Origin of the sequence: Nocardioides sp., from assembly GCF_047607185.1 — a bacterium.
Lineage (GTDB): Bacteria > Actinomycetota > Actinomycetes > Propionibacteriales > Nocardioidaceae > Nocardioides.
On sequence record NZ_JASGDQ010000068.1, the window covers coordinates 1 to 15,112 of the forward strand.

13 protein-coding genes are annotated in these 15,112 nt (G+C 69.6%); 7 read left to right on the forward strand and 6 right to left on the reverse strand.

All coding sequences use genetic code 11. The annotated features are described in order from the left end of the window. Nucleotides 1–181: 181 nt before the first annotated feature. Both QM595_RS07700 and QM595_RS07705 read right to left on the reverse strand, forming a co-directional pair. Nucleotides 182–1,282, reverse strand: a complete 1,101-nt coding sequence (locus QM595_RS07700) for an ABC transporter substrate-binding protein (protein ID WP_415170957.1) — start codon at nt 1,280–1,282, stop codon at nt 182–184. A gap of 115 nt (nt 1,283–1,397) precedes the next feature. Further along, nucleotides 1,398–3,020, reverse strand: a complete 1,623-nt coding sequence (locus QM595_RS07705; RefSeq protein ID WP_415170958.1) for a PucR family transcriptional regulator — start codon at nt 3,018–3,020, stop codon at nt 1,398–1,400. Nucleotides 3,021–3,091: 71 nt separating this feature from the next. Here QM595_RS07705 and QM595_RS07710 point away from each other — a divergent pair, with 71 nt between their 5' ends. From QM595_RS07710 to QM595_RS07725, 4 genes are all read left to right on the forward strand, one after another. Then, nucleotides 3,092–4,639, forward strand: a complete 1,548-nt coding sequence (locus QM595_RS07710) for an FMN-binding glutamate synthase family protein (RefSeq protein WP_415170959.1) — start codon at nt 3,092–3,094, stop codon at nt 4,637–4,639. Nucleotides 4,640–4,669: 30 nt separating this feature from the next. After that, the gene (locus QM595_RS07715; RefSeq protein WP_415170960.1) at nt 4,670–6,109 is read left to right on the forward strand and encodes an alpha,alpha-trehalose-phosphate synthase (UDP-forming); all 1,440 of its coding nucleotides are present in this window, start codon (nt 4,670–4,672) and stop codon (nt 6,107–6,109) included. Between the two features lie 166 nt (nt 6,110–6,275). Next, nucleotides 6,276–6,572 carry a DUF3263 domain-containing protein gene (locus QM595_RS07720; RefSeq protein WP_415170961.1) on the forward strand — a complete coding sequence of 99 codons (297 nt, stop codon included), beginning with the start codon at nt 6,276–6,278 and terminating at the stop codon, nt 6,570–6,572. 1 nt (nt 6,573) lies between these two features. Next, nucleotides 6,574–7,080 carry a LytR C-terminal domain-containing protein gene (locus QM595_RS07725; protein ID WP_415170962.1) on the forward strand — a complete coding sequence of 169 codons (507 nt, stop codon included), beginning with the start codon at nt 6,574–6,576 and terminating at the stop codon, nt 7,078–7,080. Between the two features lie 32 nt (nt 7,081–7,112). On the opposite strand, the gene QM595_RS07730 is transcribed toward QM595_RS07725, so the two are convergent. Together QM595_RS07730 and QM595_RS07735 are read right to left on the reverse strand one after the other, a co-directional pair. Further along, nucleotides 7,113–8,249, reverse strand: a complete 1,137-nt coding sequence (locus tag QM595_RS07730; RefSeq protein WP_415170963.1) for a flavin-dependent monooxygenase — start codon at nt 8,247–8,249, stop codon at nt 7,113–7,115. A 110-nt stretch (nt 8,250–8,359) separates the two neighbouring features. Then, on the reverse strand, nt 8,360–9,184 hold the full coding sequence (locus QM595_RS07735) for an IclR family transcriptional regulator (RefSeq protein ID WP_415170964.1): 825 nt from the start codon (nt 9,182–9,184) through the stop codon (nt 8,360–8,362). A gap of 199 nt (nt 9,185–9,383) precedes the next feature. Here QM595_RS07735 and QM595_RS07740 point away from each other — a divergent pair, with 199 nt between their 5' ends. After that, nucleotides 9,384–10,235 carry an alpha/beta fold hydrolase gene (locus QM595_RS07740; RefSeq protein ID WP_415170965.1) on the forward strand — a complete coding sequence of 284 codons (852 nt, stop codon included), beginning with the start codon at nt 9,384–9,386 and terminating at the stop codon, nt 10,233–10,235. Between the two features lie 176 nt (nt 10,236–10,411). Here QM595_RS07740 and QM595_RS07745 read toward each other — a convergent pair whose 3' ends face one another. Beyond that, on the reverse strand, nt 10,412–12,139 hold the full coding sequence (locus tag QM595_RS07745) for an amidohydrolase (protein WP_415170966.1): 1,728 nt from the start codon (nt 12,137–12,139) through the stop codon (nt 10,412–10,414). A 23-nt stretch (nt 12,140–12,162) separates the two neighbouring features. Beyond that, the gene (locus QM595_RS07750) at nt 12,163–13,107 is read right to left on the reverse strand and encodes a quinone oxidoreductase family protein (protein WP_415170967.1); all 945 of its coding nucleotides are present in this window, start codon (nt 13,105–13,107) and stop codon (nt 12,163–12,165) included. Nucleotides 13,108–13,230: 123 nt separating this feature from the next. Here QM595_RS07750 and QM595_RS07755 point away from each other — a divergent pair, with 123 nt between their 5' ends. Together QM595_RS07755 and QM595_RS07760 are read left to right on the forward strand one after the other, a co-directional pair. Continuing rightward, nucleotides 13,231–13,824, forward strand: a complete 594-nt coding sequence (locus QM595_RS07755) for a TetR/AcrR family transcriptional regulator (protein ID WP_415170968.1) — start codon at nt 13,231–13,233, stop codon at nt 13,822–13,824. Nucleotides 13,825–13,976: 152 nt separating this feature from the next. Beyond that, on the forward strand, nt 13,977–15,059 hold the full coding sequence (locus tag QM595_RS07760; RefSeq protein ID WP_415170969.1) for a sugar ABC transporter substrate-binding protein: 1,083 nt from the start codon (nt 13,977–13,979) through the stop codon (nt 15,057–15,059). The last annotated feature ends 53 nt before the right edge of the window (nt 15,060–15,112 follow it).

The window sequence follows — 15,112 nt, forward strand, 5'->3', positions numbered from 1 at the left end:
CACGTTCTGAGAGCGTGTTTGAGAACTCGGCGTCGAGCTCGGCGTTGTCCAGCGTGCGTCATGGCAAGGCGGAGGAGGGAGCCATGCCTCCGGCATGGCTCCCTCCTCCGCCTTGCCATGACGCACGCTGGACAACGCCGAGCTCGACGCCGAGTTCTCAAACACGCTCTCAGAACGTGGCTCACGCGTTGCCGTCCGAGATCGGGCTCTCGCCGGCCAGGGCGGACTCGATGAGCGGCACGCCCAGGTCGATCGCGTGCTGCGCGCTGAGGACGGTGCCCCAGTCCATCGCCCACATGAACTGGTCGTCCTTGCCGTAGGTGGTCCAGATGCAGTGCCCGGCCTTGACGGCCGCGAGCTCGGCGACCACGGCGTTGTCCTGGACGTCGGGGATGGCGCCCTCGTCGGTGCACCAGACCACCAGGTCGAGGGCGCCGACCAGATCGAGCTTCTCGGCGCTCAGGTCCATGATGTAGTCGTCGCCCACGATGTCGGTCAGCTCCTCGGAGAGGCCGAAGCCGACGTTGACGAGGAAGGTCGTCCGGGGCGCGTTGGCGCCGAGGATGTCGAAGGCGCCGGAGTAGCACTCCGCGTGCGTGGCCGTCAGCGACGCCCACTCGGGGTGGGCCTCGCGGACCGCGGCGAACGCCGCGTCGGCGTCGTCGACGAGCTGCTGCGCCTCGGGCTCCTTGCCCAGCGCCTGCCCGATCAGCAGGGTGTGCGGGCCGTAGGGCACCGCGCTGTCCTGATAGCCGACCGGCGGTCCCACGACCGGGGCGATCTTGCTGAGCTTGCGGTACTGCGCCTGGGTGATCCCGCCGCTGACCATCGTGATCAGGTCGGGCGCCAGCGCCAGGATCTCCTCGAAGTCGACCTCGGTGAAGCTCACCTCCTTCGGCTCGCCGCCGAAGAGCGACTCGTTCCAGGGATGCACCGGCTCGTACCAGTCGTCGACGAAGGAGCCGACCGCGATCGGCACCACGCCGAGCGCGAGCAGCGGGTCGCAGTCGGTCTGGCCCAACGCCAGGACACGCTGCGGCTCGGCGCTGATCGTGGTCTCGCCGAAGCGGTGCGTCACCGTGACGGGGTACGCCGCGGCGGTGCTGTCCGCCGTCGCCGATCCGGCGGGGGTGGTGGTCGGATCGCTCGCCTCGGCGTCGTCGAGCTCGGAGTTGGTGCACGCGGCGACCACGGTCGCGGTGAGGCCGGCGCCGATCGCGGTGAGGAGGCCGCGGCGCCCCAGCGCGCCGGGCGTCGGTGCTGACGTCCGTGAGGTGGTCATGATGGCCCTTCTGCCGGGTTCGGGAGTTCCCGCCACGGTAGAGGCCGGAACAAGGCGGTGGCTTTGGCGGTCTCGACGAGAATCACTCGGCCGGCTTCGTGGAGTCCGCCAACCCTCAGTCGGCGACGATCCGGGCCATCCGGAGCTGCAGCCAGGTGACCAGCAGCGCGTCGGGGTCGGCCAGGTCGAGGGGGAAGAGCTCCTGCGCGCGGCGCAGCCGGTAGCGCAGCGTGTTCTCGTGGATGTTGAGCGCCCGGGCGGCGGCCGCGGCGTCGCCGAAGGCGTCCAGGTAGGCCAGCAGCGTCTCGGCGTAGGTCGTGTTCCTCTCCTGGTCGTGCGCCACGATCTCGGCGACCGGGTCGCCGGGGAGCGGCTCGAGGACGCCGGTGGTCGCGAGGCCGTGGAGGAGGACGTGACTGCGCACCTCGGCCACGCTCGCCACGGTCGACCCGGTCGCTCCTCGCCGCATCGCCGCCAGGGTGAGCGCGGCGAGCCGGCCGGACTCCGGCACCCCCTCCAGGGTCTCCACCGCCGGGCCGATTCCGATCCGCAGGCTCACCCCGTTGGTCCGTCGTACGGTGTCGCCGATGTTGTGCGCGAACCCGCTCACGCTCCTGCCCGCGGCGTTGCCCGTGGGCGTCGGCAGCAGCGCGAAGATCACCTCGTCCACGCCGGCCGCGAGCGACTGGGGGTGCCAGGCCTCGCAGTAGAGGTTGACCAGGTCGATGGTGCGCGCCACCCCGAGCGCCGGGTCCTCGCCGTAGGCTGCCGGGCTGATCGCGAGCACCGTCGCGGGCGTGGCGACGGGCAGGCCGAGGAGCGCCGCCGCGGCGCCGGCGCCGACCCGTCCGCGCAGCAGCGAGGCCAGCAGCTCACGCCGGTTCCAGCGCTGGCTGTTCTCCTGCTGGCGCAGCTGCAGCAGGTGCAGCGCCGCCACCCGCGCGGCGCTCTCCAGCGCCTGCGGCGCGGCGGCGGTCAGCGGCGGCTCGCCGTCGAGCACCCAGATCAGGCCGAGCAGCTCCTCGCCCGCCCGGACCGGCATCGCCAGCCGGCTCGACTGCTCGGGCAGCTCCCGCTCGAAACGGACCGGGCTGGTCGCGTTGCGCGCCTGGAGGTAGCGCTCCGCGTCGCCGACCAGGGTGGGGGTGACCCGGTTGGTGATGCTGCGCAGCCGGATCTCGTCGATCTCCTGGTGGGGCAGCGTGGAGTAGGCGAACAGCTGGCCGTTGCGGTCCTCGATCGCCGTCGCCCCGCCGACGTGGTAGGCGATCGCGTTGGCCAGCGCGAACAGGTCCCCCGGGCGCACCTGGGTGTAGGCCGGCGTGCGCGAGTCCTGGGCGGCGACCAGCGCGCCGACCAGCTGGTCCAGGTCGCGCCAGTCGGTCTCGTCGCCGGCCACCAGCAGCGCGACCCCGGCGTCCTCGGCGATCGCGGTCAGGCCGTCGACCCTCTCCTGGCGGGCCTTGACGACCGCGCAGGCGTAGCCGTGCTCGCCGGCCTCGCGCACCGCCGCCTCCGCGTCCGGTGAGCTCGGGCGGGTGCCCACCACCAGGAGCACGCCGCCGGGCCGGTCGGGCACCGCCGCCCCGGCGTCGTGGATCACGCAGCCCTCGACCACCGGCCCCGGCACCCGCGGCAGCCAGGCGGGATAGAGCTCCAGGGGGGCGGCGATCCGGGCCAGGTCGGCCACCGACAGCGCGTCGCGGCCGTCGGCGTCGATACTCGTCGAGATGGCCATGGCACAGGCTAACGGGTGTTCACCCGCGTGTCGTTTACACACGGGCCGACGGAGAGGTAGGACTGGCAACCATGAAGCTCACCACGCTGCTGGGCGGGGCAGCCGTGGCCGTGGGGGCCGTCGCGCTCCGCGATCTCACCCAGAAGAAGCACGCCCTGCAGCGCAACTTCCCGGTCATCGCCCACGCCCGCTACTGGCTGGAGAAGGTCGGGCCCGAGCTGCGGCAGTACATCGTCACCAGCAACGAGGAGGAGCGGCCGTTCAGCCGCGACCAGCGCACCTGGGTCTACGCCACCGCGAAGAAGGAGAACAACTACTTCGGGTTCGGCACCGACGTCGACGTCGAGCACACCCAGGGCCACGCCTACATCAAGCACCGCACCTTCGCCGAGACGCTGCCCGACGACCACGACCCCGACGCGGCGCTGCCCAGCGCGAAGGTGCTGGGCGGACCGCGTGGCCGGGCCAGGGCGTTCCGGCCGGGCTCGGTCGTCAACGTCTCCGCGATGAGCTTCGGCTCGCTCTCGCCGGCCGCGATCACCGCCCTCAACAAGGGCGCGGCGATGGCGGGGGCGATGCACAACACCGGCGAGGGCGGGCTGTCGCCGTACCACCGGGGCGGCGCCGACCTCGTCCTCCAGATCGGTACGGCGTACTTCGGCTGTCGCGACGATTCCGGCGCGTTCTCCCTGAGCCGCCTCAAGGAGGTCGTCGAGTCCGCCCCGGTGCGAGCGATCGAGATCAAGCTCTCCCAGGGCGCCAAGCCGGGGCTCGGCGGGCTGCTGCCGGCGGCCAAGATCACCCCCGAGATCGCCGAGATCCGCGGCATCCCACTGGGCCGGGACTGCGCCTCGCCGTCGCGGCACACCGCCTTCTCCGACGTCGACTCGATGCTCGACTTCGTCGAGTCGGTCGCCGCCGAGACCGGGCTGCCGGTCGGCATCAAGTCGGCGGTGGGGGAGCTGGGCTTCTGGTCCGACCTCGCGCACCTGATGACCAGCCGCGAGCGGGGCGTCGACTTCATCACCGTCGACGGCGGTGAGGGCGGCACCGGTGCCGCGCCGCTGATCTTCACCGACTCCGTCGCGCTGCCCTACCGGATGGGCTTCGCCCGGGTCTACGCCACCTTCGCCGAGCTCGGCCTGACCGACGACGTCACCTTCATCGGCTCGGGCAAGCTCGGCCTGCCGGACAACGCGATCGTCGCCTTCGCGCTCGGCGCCGACCTGATCAACGTCGCCCGCGAGGCGATGATGTCGATCGGCTGCATCCAGGCCCAGAAGTGCCATACCGACCACTGTCCGACCGGGGTCGCCACCCAGAACCCCTGGCTGGTGCGGGGACTCGACCCGGCCGACAAGTCGGTCCGCTGCGCGACGTACCTGCGGGTGCTCCGCAAGGAGCTCACCAAGGTCTCCGCCGCGGTCGGCGTGCCGCACCCCGGCCTGATCACCTGCGCCGACGTCGACATCTTCAACGGCGACTACGAGGCCCGCTCGCTGGCCGCCGTCTACGGCTACCAGGACGGCTGGGGCCAGCTCGGCCCGGCGCTGCGCGCGGAGATCACCGCGCTCATGCATCCCAAGGCGGAGTTCAACGAGAGCGTGCCCGGCGGATGACCGGCGGCGGTTGCGGGTAGCCTCGAAGACGTGCAGGCCGATCTCGTGGTCGTCGCCAACCGGCTCCCCGTCGACAGGGTGACGCTGGGCGATGGCTCGCGCGGCTGGCGCACCTCGCCCGGTGGCCTGGTCACCGCGATCGAGCCGGTGCTGCGCGTCAACGACGGCGTCTGGATCGGCTGGACAGGCGGCACCGACACCGACCTCGAGCCCTTCGAGCACGACGGCTTCCACCTGGTCCCGATGTCGCTGAGCGAGGAGGAGATCGAGGACTACTACGAGGGCTTCTCCAACGGCACCCTCTGGCCGCTCTACCACGACCTGGTCGCCAAGCCGGAGTTCCACCGCGAGTGGTGGGACAGCTACCAGCGGGTCAACCGGCGCTTCGCCGAGAAGGCCGCCCAGGTCGCGGCCGAGGGCGCCACCGTCTGGGTGCACGACTACCAGCTGCAGCTGGTGCCGGCCTACCTGCGCGAGCTGCGGCCCGACCTCAAGATCGGCTTCTATCTCCACATCCCGTTCCCGCCGGGCGAGCTGTTCCAGCAGCTGCCCTGGCGGCGGCAGATCATCGAGGGCCTGCTCGGCGCCGACCTGGTCGGCTTCCAGCTCGCCGGCGGCGCCGCCAACTTCATCAGGCTGGTCCGCCAGCGGGTCGGCCACAAGACTCACAAGGACCTGGTCTACCTCCCCGACGGCCGGACCGTCCGCGCCGCTCCCTATCCCATCTCCATCGACGCCGCCGGCCTGGAGCAGCTCGCCCAGACACCGGCGGTCGAGGAGCGCGCCAAGGAGATCCGCGAGTCGCTCGGCAACCCCCGCAAGATCTTCCTCGGCGTGGACCGGCTCGACTACACCAAGGGCATCTTCGCCCGGCTGCGGGCCTTCAGCGAGGTGATGGCCGACGGCCACTTCGACGTCGAGGACGCCGTCTTCGTGCAGGTCGCGGTGCCCTCGCGCGAGCAGGTCGAGCACTACCGGATGCTCCGCGACGAGATCGAGCGGCTGGTCGGCCGCATCAACGGCGACTACGGCCGGATCGGGCAGCCCGCCATCCACTACCTCCACTCCTCCTACCCCCGCGAGGAGATGGCCGCGCTCTACCGCGTCGCCGACATCATGGTCGTCACGCCCTACCGCGACGGCATGAACCTGGTCGCCAAGGAGTACGTCGCCTGCCGGTTCGAGGACGACGGCGCGCTGGTGCTCTCGGAGTTCGCCGGCGCCGCCGAGGAGCTGCGGCAGGCGTGGCTGGTCAACCCCTACGACCTCAACGGCATGAAGGCGGCGCTGCTGGCCGCCTACCAGGCTCAGCCCAAGGAGCTCAGCCGCCGGATGCGGGCGATGCGCCGCACCATCAAGCAGCACGACGTCGCCGCCTGGGCGGCCTCCTTCATGACCGAACTGGCCGACGTCCCCGGCAATCACACCAAGCGACTGCGCCCGGTCAGGCAATCCCACCCGTCCCGCTAGCGTCATACGTGTCGAACTCGGGATGTCATACGAGTCGGTGGTCCGGGCGACCAACTCGTATGACGTCCGGCAGGCGTGCCACGCCGGGGGAGTGAATCACATCGATGTGGTTCCTCGTCTAGAGTGGTGCCGACGTACGTGAGCCACGCGAGTGTTGGGAGTCCGGATGGCCGCCGAGAACGCCGCCCAGAGGGCCGCGAGCGCGCCCGCGCAGGAGCTGAGCGACCGCGACCGCGAGATCCTCGACTTCGAGCGCCAGTGGTGGAAGTACGCCGGCGCCAAGGAGACGGCCGTCCGCGAGAAGTTCGACATGTCCGCAACGCGCTACTACCAGGTCCTCAACGCGCTCATCGACCGCCCCGAGGCGCTGGCGGCCGACCCGCTGCTGGTGCGCCGGCTGCGCCGGCTGCGGGCCGCCCGGCAGCGGCAGCGCTCCGCCCGGCGGCTGGGCTTCGAGGTCTGACATGCACCCCCAGGGACGTCGGCGGAGCCAGCGGGGCGTGGTGCTGCCGTCGCCGGTGATGATGCTCAGCATCGTCGCGGTGGCGATGGCCCTCGTGGCGTTCCTGCTCACCCGCGGCGGCGGGCCCACCGAGCGGGAGATCACCCCGGTCGCCGACGGCGCCACCAGCGCCCCGGCCACCACGACCCCGTCCGCCGCGGAGGTGACCCCCACCAAGACCCCCAAGCCGGTCGTCCGCAAGAAGGTCGCCGTCGAGGTCTACAACAACACCGCGATCAAGGGCCTCGCCGCGACCGTCGGCGACCGGGTGTCGGCGGTCGGCTGGCAGGTCGTCGGCGCCGACAACTGGTACGGCTCGATCGACGCCACCACCGTCTACTACCCCGCCAAGCTCAAGCGGGCCGCCAAGCAGCTGGCCCTCGACCTCGGCCTCAAGCGGACCGCCAAGGCGGTCGACCCGATGAAGATGGACCGGCTGACCCTGATCCTCACCGGCCCGGTGGAGTAGTCCGGCAGGCTCTGTCGGTAGGGCGGGTCGGCTCAGAGGAAGCCGGGGGTGGTGGGCTGCAGGCCGAGCAGGACGGCACCGGCGTCGTCGTACATGTGCTGTGAGAGCGAGGCATGGAGCTGAGGCACCTGCGCGTCGAGCCGGGGGAGGTTGAGCGGATGGCCGTTCTCGATGATCTTCGCTCCGGAGATCTTGGACAGGTCATGCACCACCTGTGCCGACACGTCCGAGACGTTGACGGCTGAGAGTCGGATGCGGGCCTTCTGGTCCGGCGTGACCTCCTGGCCGGCGTTGACGGTCTCCCAGACCTCGTCGGCCACGTCGAGGAACCAGCCGCGAGCCGAGCTGAGGGCTGCGTACTGGCGGGCGAACTCCGCCCGATAGTACGGGCGCTCGCCGATCGGCGGGGCGGCAGTGATGCCCTTGTAGGAGCCGTTGTGCTGGGCGAAGTCGAGGACACCCATCGCGACACCGAGCCCGATGGCTGCGTGGCATTGGGCCTGGTACCCGATGAGCGGATAGTGGAAGAGCGGTTCGTCGATCAGCGGCTCGCCGCCTCGGACGAAGGTCCACTCGAATGGAACGACGACATCGTGTACCGCGGTGTCGAACGAGCCGGAGGCCCGCATACCGGAGACGTCCCAGTTGTCGATGATCTCGACCTGGTCCTTGGGCACGATCGCCGCGCGTGGCTTGCCCTCTGCCGACGGGTCGAGCAGACCGACACTGATGTAGTCGGCGGCCATGCATCCGGAGGCGAACTTCCAGCGGCCGGTGATCCGGTAGCCGCCGTCGGTGACCTCGGCTCGCGCCATCGGGTAGAGGCCACCGGCGTGGACAACGTCGGGGCCGCCGGCGTAGATCTTGGCCTGCGTCTCCAGCGGCAGCGCTCCCATGTAGGTGTTGCTTGACGCGAAGCCGACCACCCACGCGGTCGAGCCGTCGACGCGGCCGAACCGTTCGATGATCTTGAGGAACGAGCTCGTCGGCATCGGCTCGCCGCCGAATCGGATCGGTGTCGCATGGCGGTAGACCCCGAGCGGGAACGTCTTCTCGATGTAGTCACGGGGAACGTAGCCCTGGGCATGGAACTCGGGCTGACGCTCGGCGAGCTCGGACAGCAGCGAGTCCCAGAACTCCTCGGTCACCGGTGGCCACTTCTCAGTCATGGTGAGCATATTTCGGCACCGGGGACCTCGTACCTATCCGCTGGTTCGGCCAGCGGACCCAGCGATCATCTCCTCGGCCGACACCCACCTACATTCGATCCGACGCCCAGTCAGCTGGCGAGCCGGTTGTTGCGACGAGACGGTCCGCCGGCGATGCCCCGCGAGATGTCACCTGCGGTGGTCCAGAGCGCGTGGCAGACCCGCTGGTCGTCCCTGCGTCCAACGGGCATGGTGGCGGAGACCGCGGCGATGACCTGGTCGGTGCCGGGATACATCACAGGGACAGCGATGGTCTTCAGGCCAGGCACGCATTGCCGCGGCTCCTCGGCGAAGCGGCGACCACGAATCCCGGCGAAGCGTTCCTCGAGCTCGGTTCGGTCGCGGAGCCCGAGGAGGGTCAGCGCGTCCTCGGGCAGATCAGCGAGAGCTCGCGGAGTCCCGTGCGCCAGGAAGATCATGCCCGAGGCGGTGGTGTGGCTCGGCACTCGGTGGCCGACGGTGTTGACGGAGGCGATCTCGTGCTGACCCGCGAAGCGCTCGAGATAGACCGTCTCCGCTCCCTTCGGCACGGCCAGGTGCACCACGGCCCGGATGGCGACACGTAGGTCCATCAGCAATGGCTTCGCGATGGCCCGGAGATTCGCCGGTCCGGGAACCAGCTGGCCGAGCTCGAAGATCCGCCAACCGAGCTGGTAGCCCTGCGGCGTCTTGGCGAGGAGGCCGAGCCCGACGAGCTCGACGGCCAAACGGTGGGCGCTCGCCTTCGGGACCCCGGAGCGTCGTGAGAGCTCGGTGAGCCCGAGGGTGGAGCTTCCGGAGGCGAAGGCTTCGAGAAGCAGATGAGCCTTGCCCAACACCGACGGGGGGCGGCTGTCGACCGACTCCGGGCAGTCGGCGACGTCGTCGAATTCGGAGGTGATCGCGGTGACGGTCATGAGGAACTCCTGCCGATTTTCCAGTTGGACAGCGCCATGGTGCGCCGGTGAGTTTTCGACCACGGGCCTGATCTGTCACAACGGTGTAAATCACTGTCCAGGTGGACAACAAGATGACGTGGCTCACCGGGATGGTCAAGAGTCCGGTGACCGAACCGTCAGGTTGGACGTCGAACGTGCCGCGTCAAAGGTGGTCGCCATGACGGTCGCCACGTTCGGATACGCCGACACCCCGCTCGGGCAGTTGCACTACGCCGAGGCCGGCGAGGGCACCCCGGTGCTGCTGCTCCACCAGACCCCGCGCTCCTCGGACGAGTACCGCGAGGTCCTTCCGCTGCTGGCGAGGCGCCGTCGAGCGATCGCGATGGACATGTATGGCTTCGGTCTCTCGGCCAAGCCCGCACCTGACACCGAGCAGACCATCGAGCAGTACGCCGAAGGTGCGATCGCCCTGCTGGACGCGTTGGGCATCGGCGAGGCTGTCGTCGTCGGTCACCACACCGGCTCCTTCGTGGCGTCCGAGGTCGCCTCGATCGCCGGTGACCGCATCAAGGCCGTGATTCTCTCCGCCGCCGAGTTCGCCGACGCCGCCTTCCGCGCTGCCGTGGCACAGGACTACGACCAGAGCGGCACGGGGCCTAGGTCGAGTGCGGGGGACGTCGACTTCGCATTGCCGGAGGAGGACGGTCGCCATCTGATGGTGCTGTGGGGCAAGCGCTATCCCCTCTATCCCCCTGGCCGTCCCGATCTCCTCGACCGTTTCGTTCGCGACGCGCTCGCTCCGGGCGTCGACCCGACCGAGGGCCACCGGGCTTGCGGGCGCTACCGCATGGAGGACCGCGTCGGCCTGGTCACCGCTCCAGTGCTGGTCATCGCGAACACCGCGGATCCGGTCTCATTTCCCCATACCAGGATGGTTGTCGAAGGGTACGCCGCCGTCACCTCGGTCGACCAGGTCGAGATTCCGGGGGGCACGGTGGCGGTGATGGAGCACAAGTCCGAAGAGGTCGTCGCCGCTATCGAGTCGTTCCTGGACGGCCAGGGCCTCTAGATGATTGATGCACGGGTCTCGCACGCTGCGCGACCCTCGGCATCCACGCTCGCGGCGTTGCCAACGCTCGACAGGCACCCAGCCTGCCTTCGCGCTGGCGCCTGGCGAGCGCGGCGCCGAGCGCCGCTCGCCGCACGATCCCCGTGCATCAATCATCTAGTCGGTGCCGCGGCCGCTCAGGCGCGGTGGACGACTCTGCCGTCGACCATTGTCAGCAGGATCGCCCGGTCGAGGAGCGTCTCAACCTCGGCATTGTCGGGCCAACCGCCCTCGAGTACGGCGAGGTCGGCCTTCTGGCCAACGGCCAGCGTTCCCCGCCAGGATTCGTCCCGCTCGCGAGAGGCCGCCCGGCTCGTCATGGCGGCCAGCGCGTCGAGCGTCGTGATGCCCGCATATCGCAGGTCATCGGCGGGGACCTCGCCCTCCCAGCAGTGGCTCCGGGTGACGGCGTAGACGAACGCCGGTCGCCAGTCGGGGTGCACCACGGGCGCGTCGGAGGTTATCCCGATGTTCGCTCCAGCGCGCAGCGCGAGGCCGAGCGGCTCGCAGCGGCGGCGGTACTCCTCGGGCATGTGCCTGATGAAGGTGCTGATGATCGTCGGGTTGAAGTTGAGGCTGATGCCGTAGCTCCCGGCCTTCTCGGCGCCCTGCGGGTAGAGCTCCGTGGTGTGGATCAGGTAGGGGCGCTTCGGATCGTTCGGGATGATCTCGGCCAGAGCGTCGATGACCGTCTCGACGGTCCGGTCACCGATGCAATGGACGCCGATCTGCAGGTCGAAGCTCTCTACCGCCCGGATGATCTCCTTGAGCTCTTCGACCTTGTCGTCGTCGGAGTCGCCGACGAGCACCATATGACCGCACCTATGACCCGGCTCGTTCATGTCGTGGATCGGATCCTTGTGCCAGGTGGTGCCGTTCTGCGGCGTACCGTCCGCGAAGACCTTCACCGCGCCGATGCGGAGACGGTGGGGGTCGATGCCGGGTCGCTCGAAGGTCTTGTGGAGACCGTTGGAGAGATGCTCCCTGACCGCGGCCGCGTTGCCGCCGCCGGTGCCGACCGGAAGGGCCATCACCGACACGCGCAGCGACAGGTCGCCCGACGCCGCGAAGTCGGCGAGCACCTCCATCGCCGCCGGAGATGGAGAACCGTCGAGTAGCGCGACATGGCCAGGGCCCATGCCCGGCTCGGTCAGCGCGGTGAGCCCGAGGCCGTGCAGATACGCCTGCGCCTTCGCATAGGCGTCCCTGAGCTGCTCGGCCGGAACAGGCGGGATCGTCTCGATGACCGGCACCAGCGCGGCGTCCTGGAGGAAGCCCTCCGGGTTGCCTTCGGCATCGCGGACGATGACGCCGCCGACCGGCTCGGGAGTGTCCTTCGTGATGCCACACAAGTCGAGGGCGACCTGGTTGAGGGTGAGGGCGTGACCGCTCCAGTCGAAGAGGACCACCGGTGTTCCGGCGATGCCGTTGGCATCGAGGGCGGCGTCGATGTCCTTGGCCGTGATGTTGCGACCGAGGACGAGAGGATCGGAGCCGTGACCGCGTATCCAGCCGGAGGCGTCGATCCGGTCCTTCGTGAGGTACGCCGGGAGGTCGGCGATGTCACGGAACACATCGGTCCCCATCTTGGTGTAGACGAACTGGGTGACCGCGAATCCGGTGTAGTGCAAGTGGGTGTCGGCCAGCCCGGGGATCACCGTCGAGCCGTCGAGCTCGATGAGCTGGGTGTCGGGCCCGATCAGTGCCTCCGCGTCCTCGCCGAGAGCGACGACGAGGTCGTTCTTCACCGCGACTGCGGTCGGTCGGCTGGCGAGCCATTCGGGGGTGGCACGCATACCCGGTGTGTAGCCGGAGAGATCGAGCACGGTGCCGCCGCGAAGGACCGTGTCGGCGTACGTCGTCATGATGTTGTCTCCTGGGGTATGGGTCAGAAGCGGATGACCGCACGTCCGGCGATCTGGTGGGTGGCGAGCTTCTCCAGCGCCTCGGCGGCCTGGCCGAGGCTGAACTCCTCGATCCTGAGCCCCAAGGTGCCGTCGGCGAACTTCGGCAGCAGCTCGGCAGCGTAGTTCTTCGCCTGAGGCTGATGTGCCATCAGGTTGACGGGAAGGATTCGGACCGAGGAGAAGAACCAGGCCGGCAGGTCGATGGTGAACTCGGTGCCGGCGGTGTAGCCGAGGCTGGCAACGGCGCCACCGGGCCTCACCCAGCCGATTCGCTCGCTGAGCCCGGCCCCACCGATCGTGTCGACGAGCAGGTCGGCGGGACGGTCGCGGGCCAGCTCGGCGACGGCTGCCTCGTCGTCGAGGGCGACGCCGCTGACACCGGCGGGCAGCCCGGCAAGGCGTGCGGAGCCCGAGACCAGCGCGAGCACCCGAGCGCCGGCGTCGTGGGCGAGCTGGACTGCCATCGAGCCGACAGCGCCGGTAGCGCCGGTGATCATCACGGTTTGCCCAGGCTCGAGGCCGCCGACCTCGAACAGCGCGACGGCGGCCGTCGCCGTCGGCGTGAAGAAGGTCGCCGCAATCGCCGGGTCCACGGTCGGGGTCAATGCGACGAGCGTGTCGTCCGGTACGCAGATGAACTCCTGCCAGGTGCCGTCCCGGTCGAGGCCGATGGCGCCGTCGCGGAAGATCACCTGAGTGTCGAACGCCAGCGTGTCCGACTCCACCACGACGCCGGCCCCTTCGCAGCCCGGGACATAGGGGAGCGGCGGAACGAGGTCGAACTCGCCGGTCTGGACGGTGAGATCGAGATGACTGACGGTCGCCGCGGTCAGCCTGACCAGGGTGCTACCGGGAGCGCGCTGCGGATAGGGGAGATCCTCAAGGACAGGAGCGGTCTTCCAATCGTGAATACGCGCGGCACGCATGGGGACAGCCAACGGGCACAACCTCGATTGGGATAGCACGCGGTCCGTTCTCCGGACCTGGGCGCCAGTCCGTTGACCGGACCCGCGCTCGACACGGGGTAGTGGTTCTGGTCTGCTCGGGCCGTGAGTACTGCCGAAGCCGACAGCCCCGCCCCGGTCGGCGACCCAGACACCAGGGCTCGCCTGCTCGACGCGGCGATCCACATCGCCAGCACGAGCGGCTTGGACAAGGTCACCTATCGATCCGTTGCCGCCCAGGCCGGGCTGTCGCACAGCCTGGTGCGGTTCTACTTCGGCACCGGGGACGCCATGATCGCGGAGGCGCTGGAGCGGGCGGCCCACCTCGACGTCGAGGAGTCACACCTCGGTGGCGAGACCCTCGAGGAGTTCCTGCGCGACTTCCTGCCCGTCATGGGAAGTGAGCGCAACCGCGGCATGTTGCAGTATGACTATCTGCTCCGTGCCGTGCGTGGCGGCGTGCCCGTCGAACGGGTCACCGCGATCTACGACTTCTACATCTCCGAGGTCGCGCGCACTCTTCGCGCACTCGATGTCCCCGACCCGGACGGCTCGATCGCCGCGGTCGTCCTCGCCGCGGTGGACGGCACGATCCTCCAGCACGCCATCTACGGCTCCGGAGACCGTACCGAGCGGATGCTCGAGCGGATCCGCGACCTGATCCGGCTTCTCGCCGACAGATCCCGGTCCGGTCACTGAACCGCGCCGTTCCCGCCCGGGCGGCACGGATGGAAGCCTGACGCCATTCCTCGGGGAGTCCCTTCTCCGCTCAGCCCTGTGGGCCTCGACGTCGCGTGCAATGTGGCCGCGATCCGCCGGAGCCATCCTTTCTCGCCACCATGGAGGTCGCGATGTCCCGCACCCACCGGCTCGCTAGGACGGCTTTCGTCGCCGTCGTGGCGGGCGCTGCCCTGCCCCTCTCTGCCTGTGGTTCCTCGTCGGACTCCTCCGACGCCAGTGACGACGGCTCAGCCTCGACCTCGACGTCGCTGACGGTCGCCTATGTGAACGCCAGCGGCGCTCAGCCGGTGCTCTCCTACTGGGAGAAGAGCTTCGATGCCGCCGCGGCGCACGCCGGCTGGAAGACGGTGTCGTACGACGCCCAGCTCGACGCCTCCAAGCAGGCCGCGGGCGTCGACCAGATGATCGCCCAGCAAGTCGACGTCATCGTGCTGGGCCAGCTCGCCGGCGCCTACGAGAGCCTGGCTCCGGCGATCAAGCGGGCGAAGGCAGCCGACATCCCCGTCGTCTGCGTGGCCTGCCTGATCAACCCCGATGCCGATCCCGGCGATCTCACCGCCAATATCGACTCGGGCCTCTACGACGACGCCAAGCTCAACATCGACACCCTGGTCACCGGCCTCGGCGGCCAGGGCAAGGTGCTCGGCGTCGGCCTCGGCATCCCGGTGCCGTCCTTGCAGCAGCTCATGACGCGCTACGAGCAGTTCGCCGAGGAGGCGGGCCTGGAGTGGGTCGGGCTCGTCGAGAACCAGACCGACGACGTGGCAGGGGCGCAGAAGGTCGTCGCGGACGCCCTGACGAAGAACCACAACGACGTGCAGGGTGTCATCGCCTACAACGACGCCTCGGCCATCGGCGCCGCCCTTGCCCTGAAGCAGGCTGGCATCTCGGCTCCGGTCACGGTGGGCTCCAATGGCGACACGGACGCGGTGGAGGCCATCGAGAACGGCAACGAGTACGCGACGTACGAGCTCACTCCCTGGCGCCTCGGCCTCGAGCTGGTCGCCGTGATCAAGGGGGTCGAGTCGGGCAAGACGATACCGGCCTGGATGTCCAGCCCCGGCACCGTGTACACCAAGGAGAACATCGACCAGCGCATCGACTGGGACGAGGCGATCGACCAGCTGGAGTCGGGCGAACTCGACGTCGACGACCCGAGCATCCCCGCCGACATCGCCGCACTGGCGCAGTGACCCGCTGACCTCTGCGTGAGCCCAGCCAAGTTCGGCACCCTTCACAGGAGACG

Bases quoted from the DNA above. Each gene is read 5' to 3' on its own strand.
- QM595_RS07700 (WP_415170957.1), bottom strand. From the start codon at position 1,282: ATGACCACCTCACGGACGTCAGCACCGACGCCCGGCGCGCTGGGGCGC.
- QM595_RS07705 (WP_415170958.1), bottom strand. From the start codon at position 3,020: ATGGCCATCTCGACGAGTATCGACGCCGACGGCCGCGACGCGCTGTCG.
- QM595_RS07710 (WP_415170959.1), top strand. From the start codon at position 3,092: ATGAAGCTCACCACGCTGCTGGGCGGGGCAGCCGTGGCCGTGGGGGCC.
- QM595_RS07720 (WP_415170961.1), top strand. From the start codon at position 6,276: ATGGCCGCCGAGAACGCCGCCCAGAGGGCCGCGAGCGCGCCCGCGCAG.
- QM595_RS07725 (WP_415170962.1), top strand. From the start codon at position 6,574: ATGCACCCCCAGGGACGTCGGCGGAGCCAGCGGGGCGTGGTGCTGCCG.
- QM595_RS07730 (WP_415170963.1), bottom strand. From the start codon at position 8,249: ATGACTGAGAAGTGGCCACCGGTGACCGAGGAGTTCTGGGACTCGCTG.
- QM595_RS07735 (WP_415170964.1), bottom strand. From the start codon at position 9,184: ATGACCGTCACCGCGATCACCTCCGAATTCGACGACGTCGCCGACTGC.
- QM595_RS07740 (WP_415170965.1), top strand. From the start codon at position 9,384: ATGACGGTCGCCACGTTCGGATACGCCGACACCCCGCTCGGGCAGTTG.
- QM595_RS07745 (WP_415170966.1), bottom strand. From the start codon at position 12,139: ATGACGACGTACGCCGACACGGTCCTTCGCGGCGGCACCGTGCTCGAT.
- QM595_RS07750 (WP_415170967.1), bottom strand. From the start codon at position 13,107: ATGCGTGCCGCGCGTATTCACGATTGGAAGACCGCTCCTGTCCTTGAG.
- QM595_RS07760 (WP_415170969.1), top strand. From the start codon at position 13,977: ATGTCCCGCACCCACCGGCTCGCTAGGACGGCTTTCGTCGCCGTCGTG.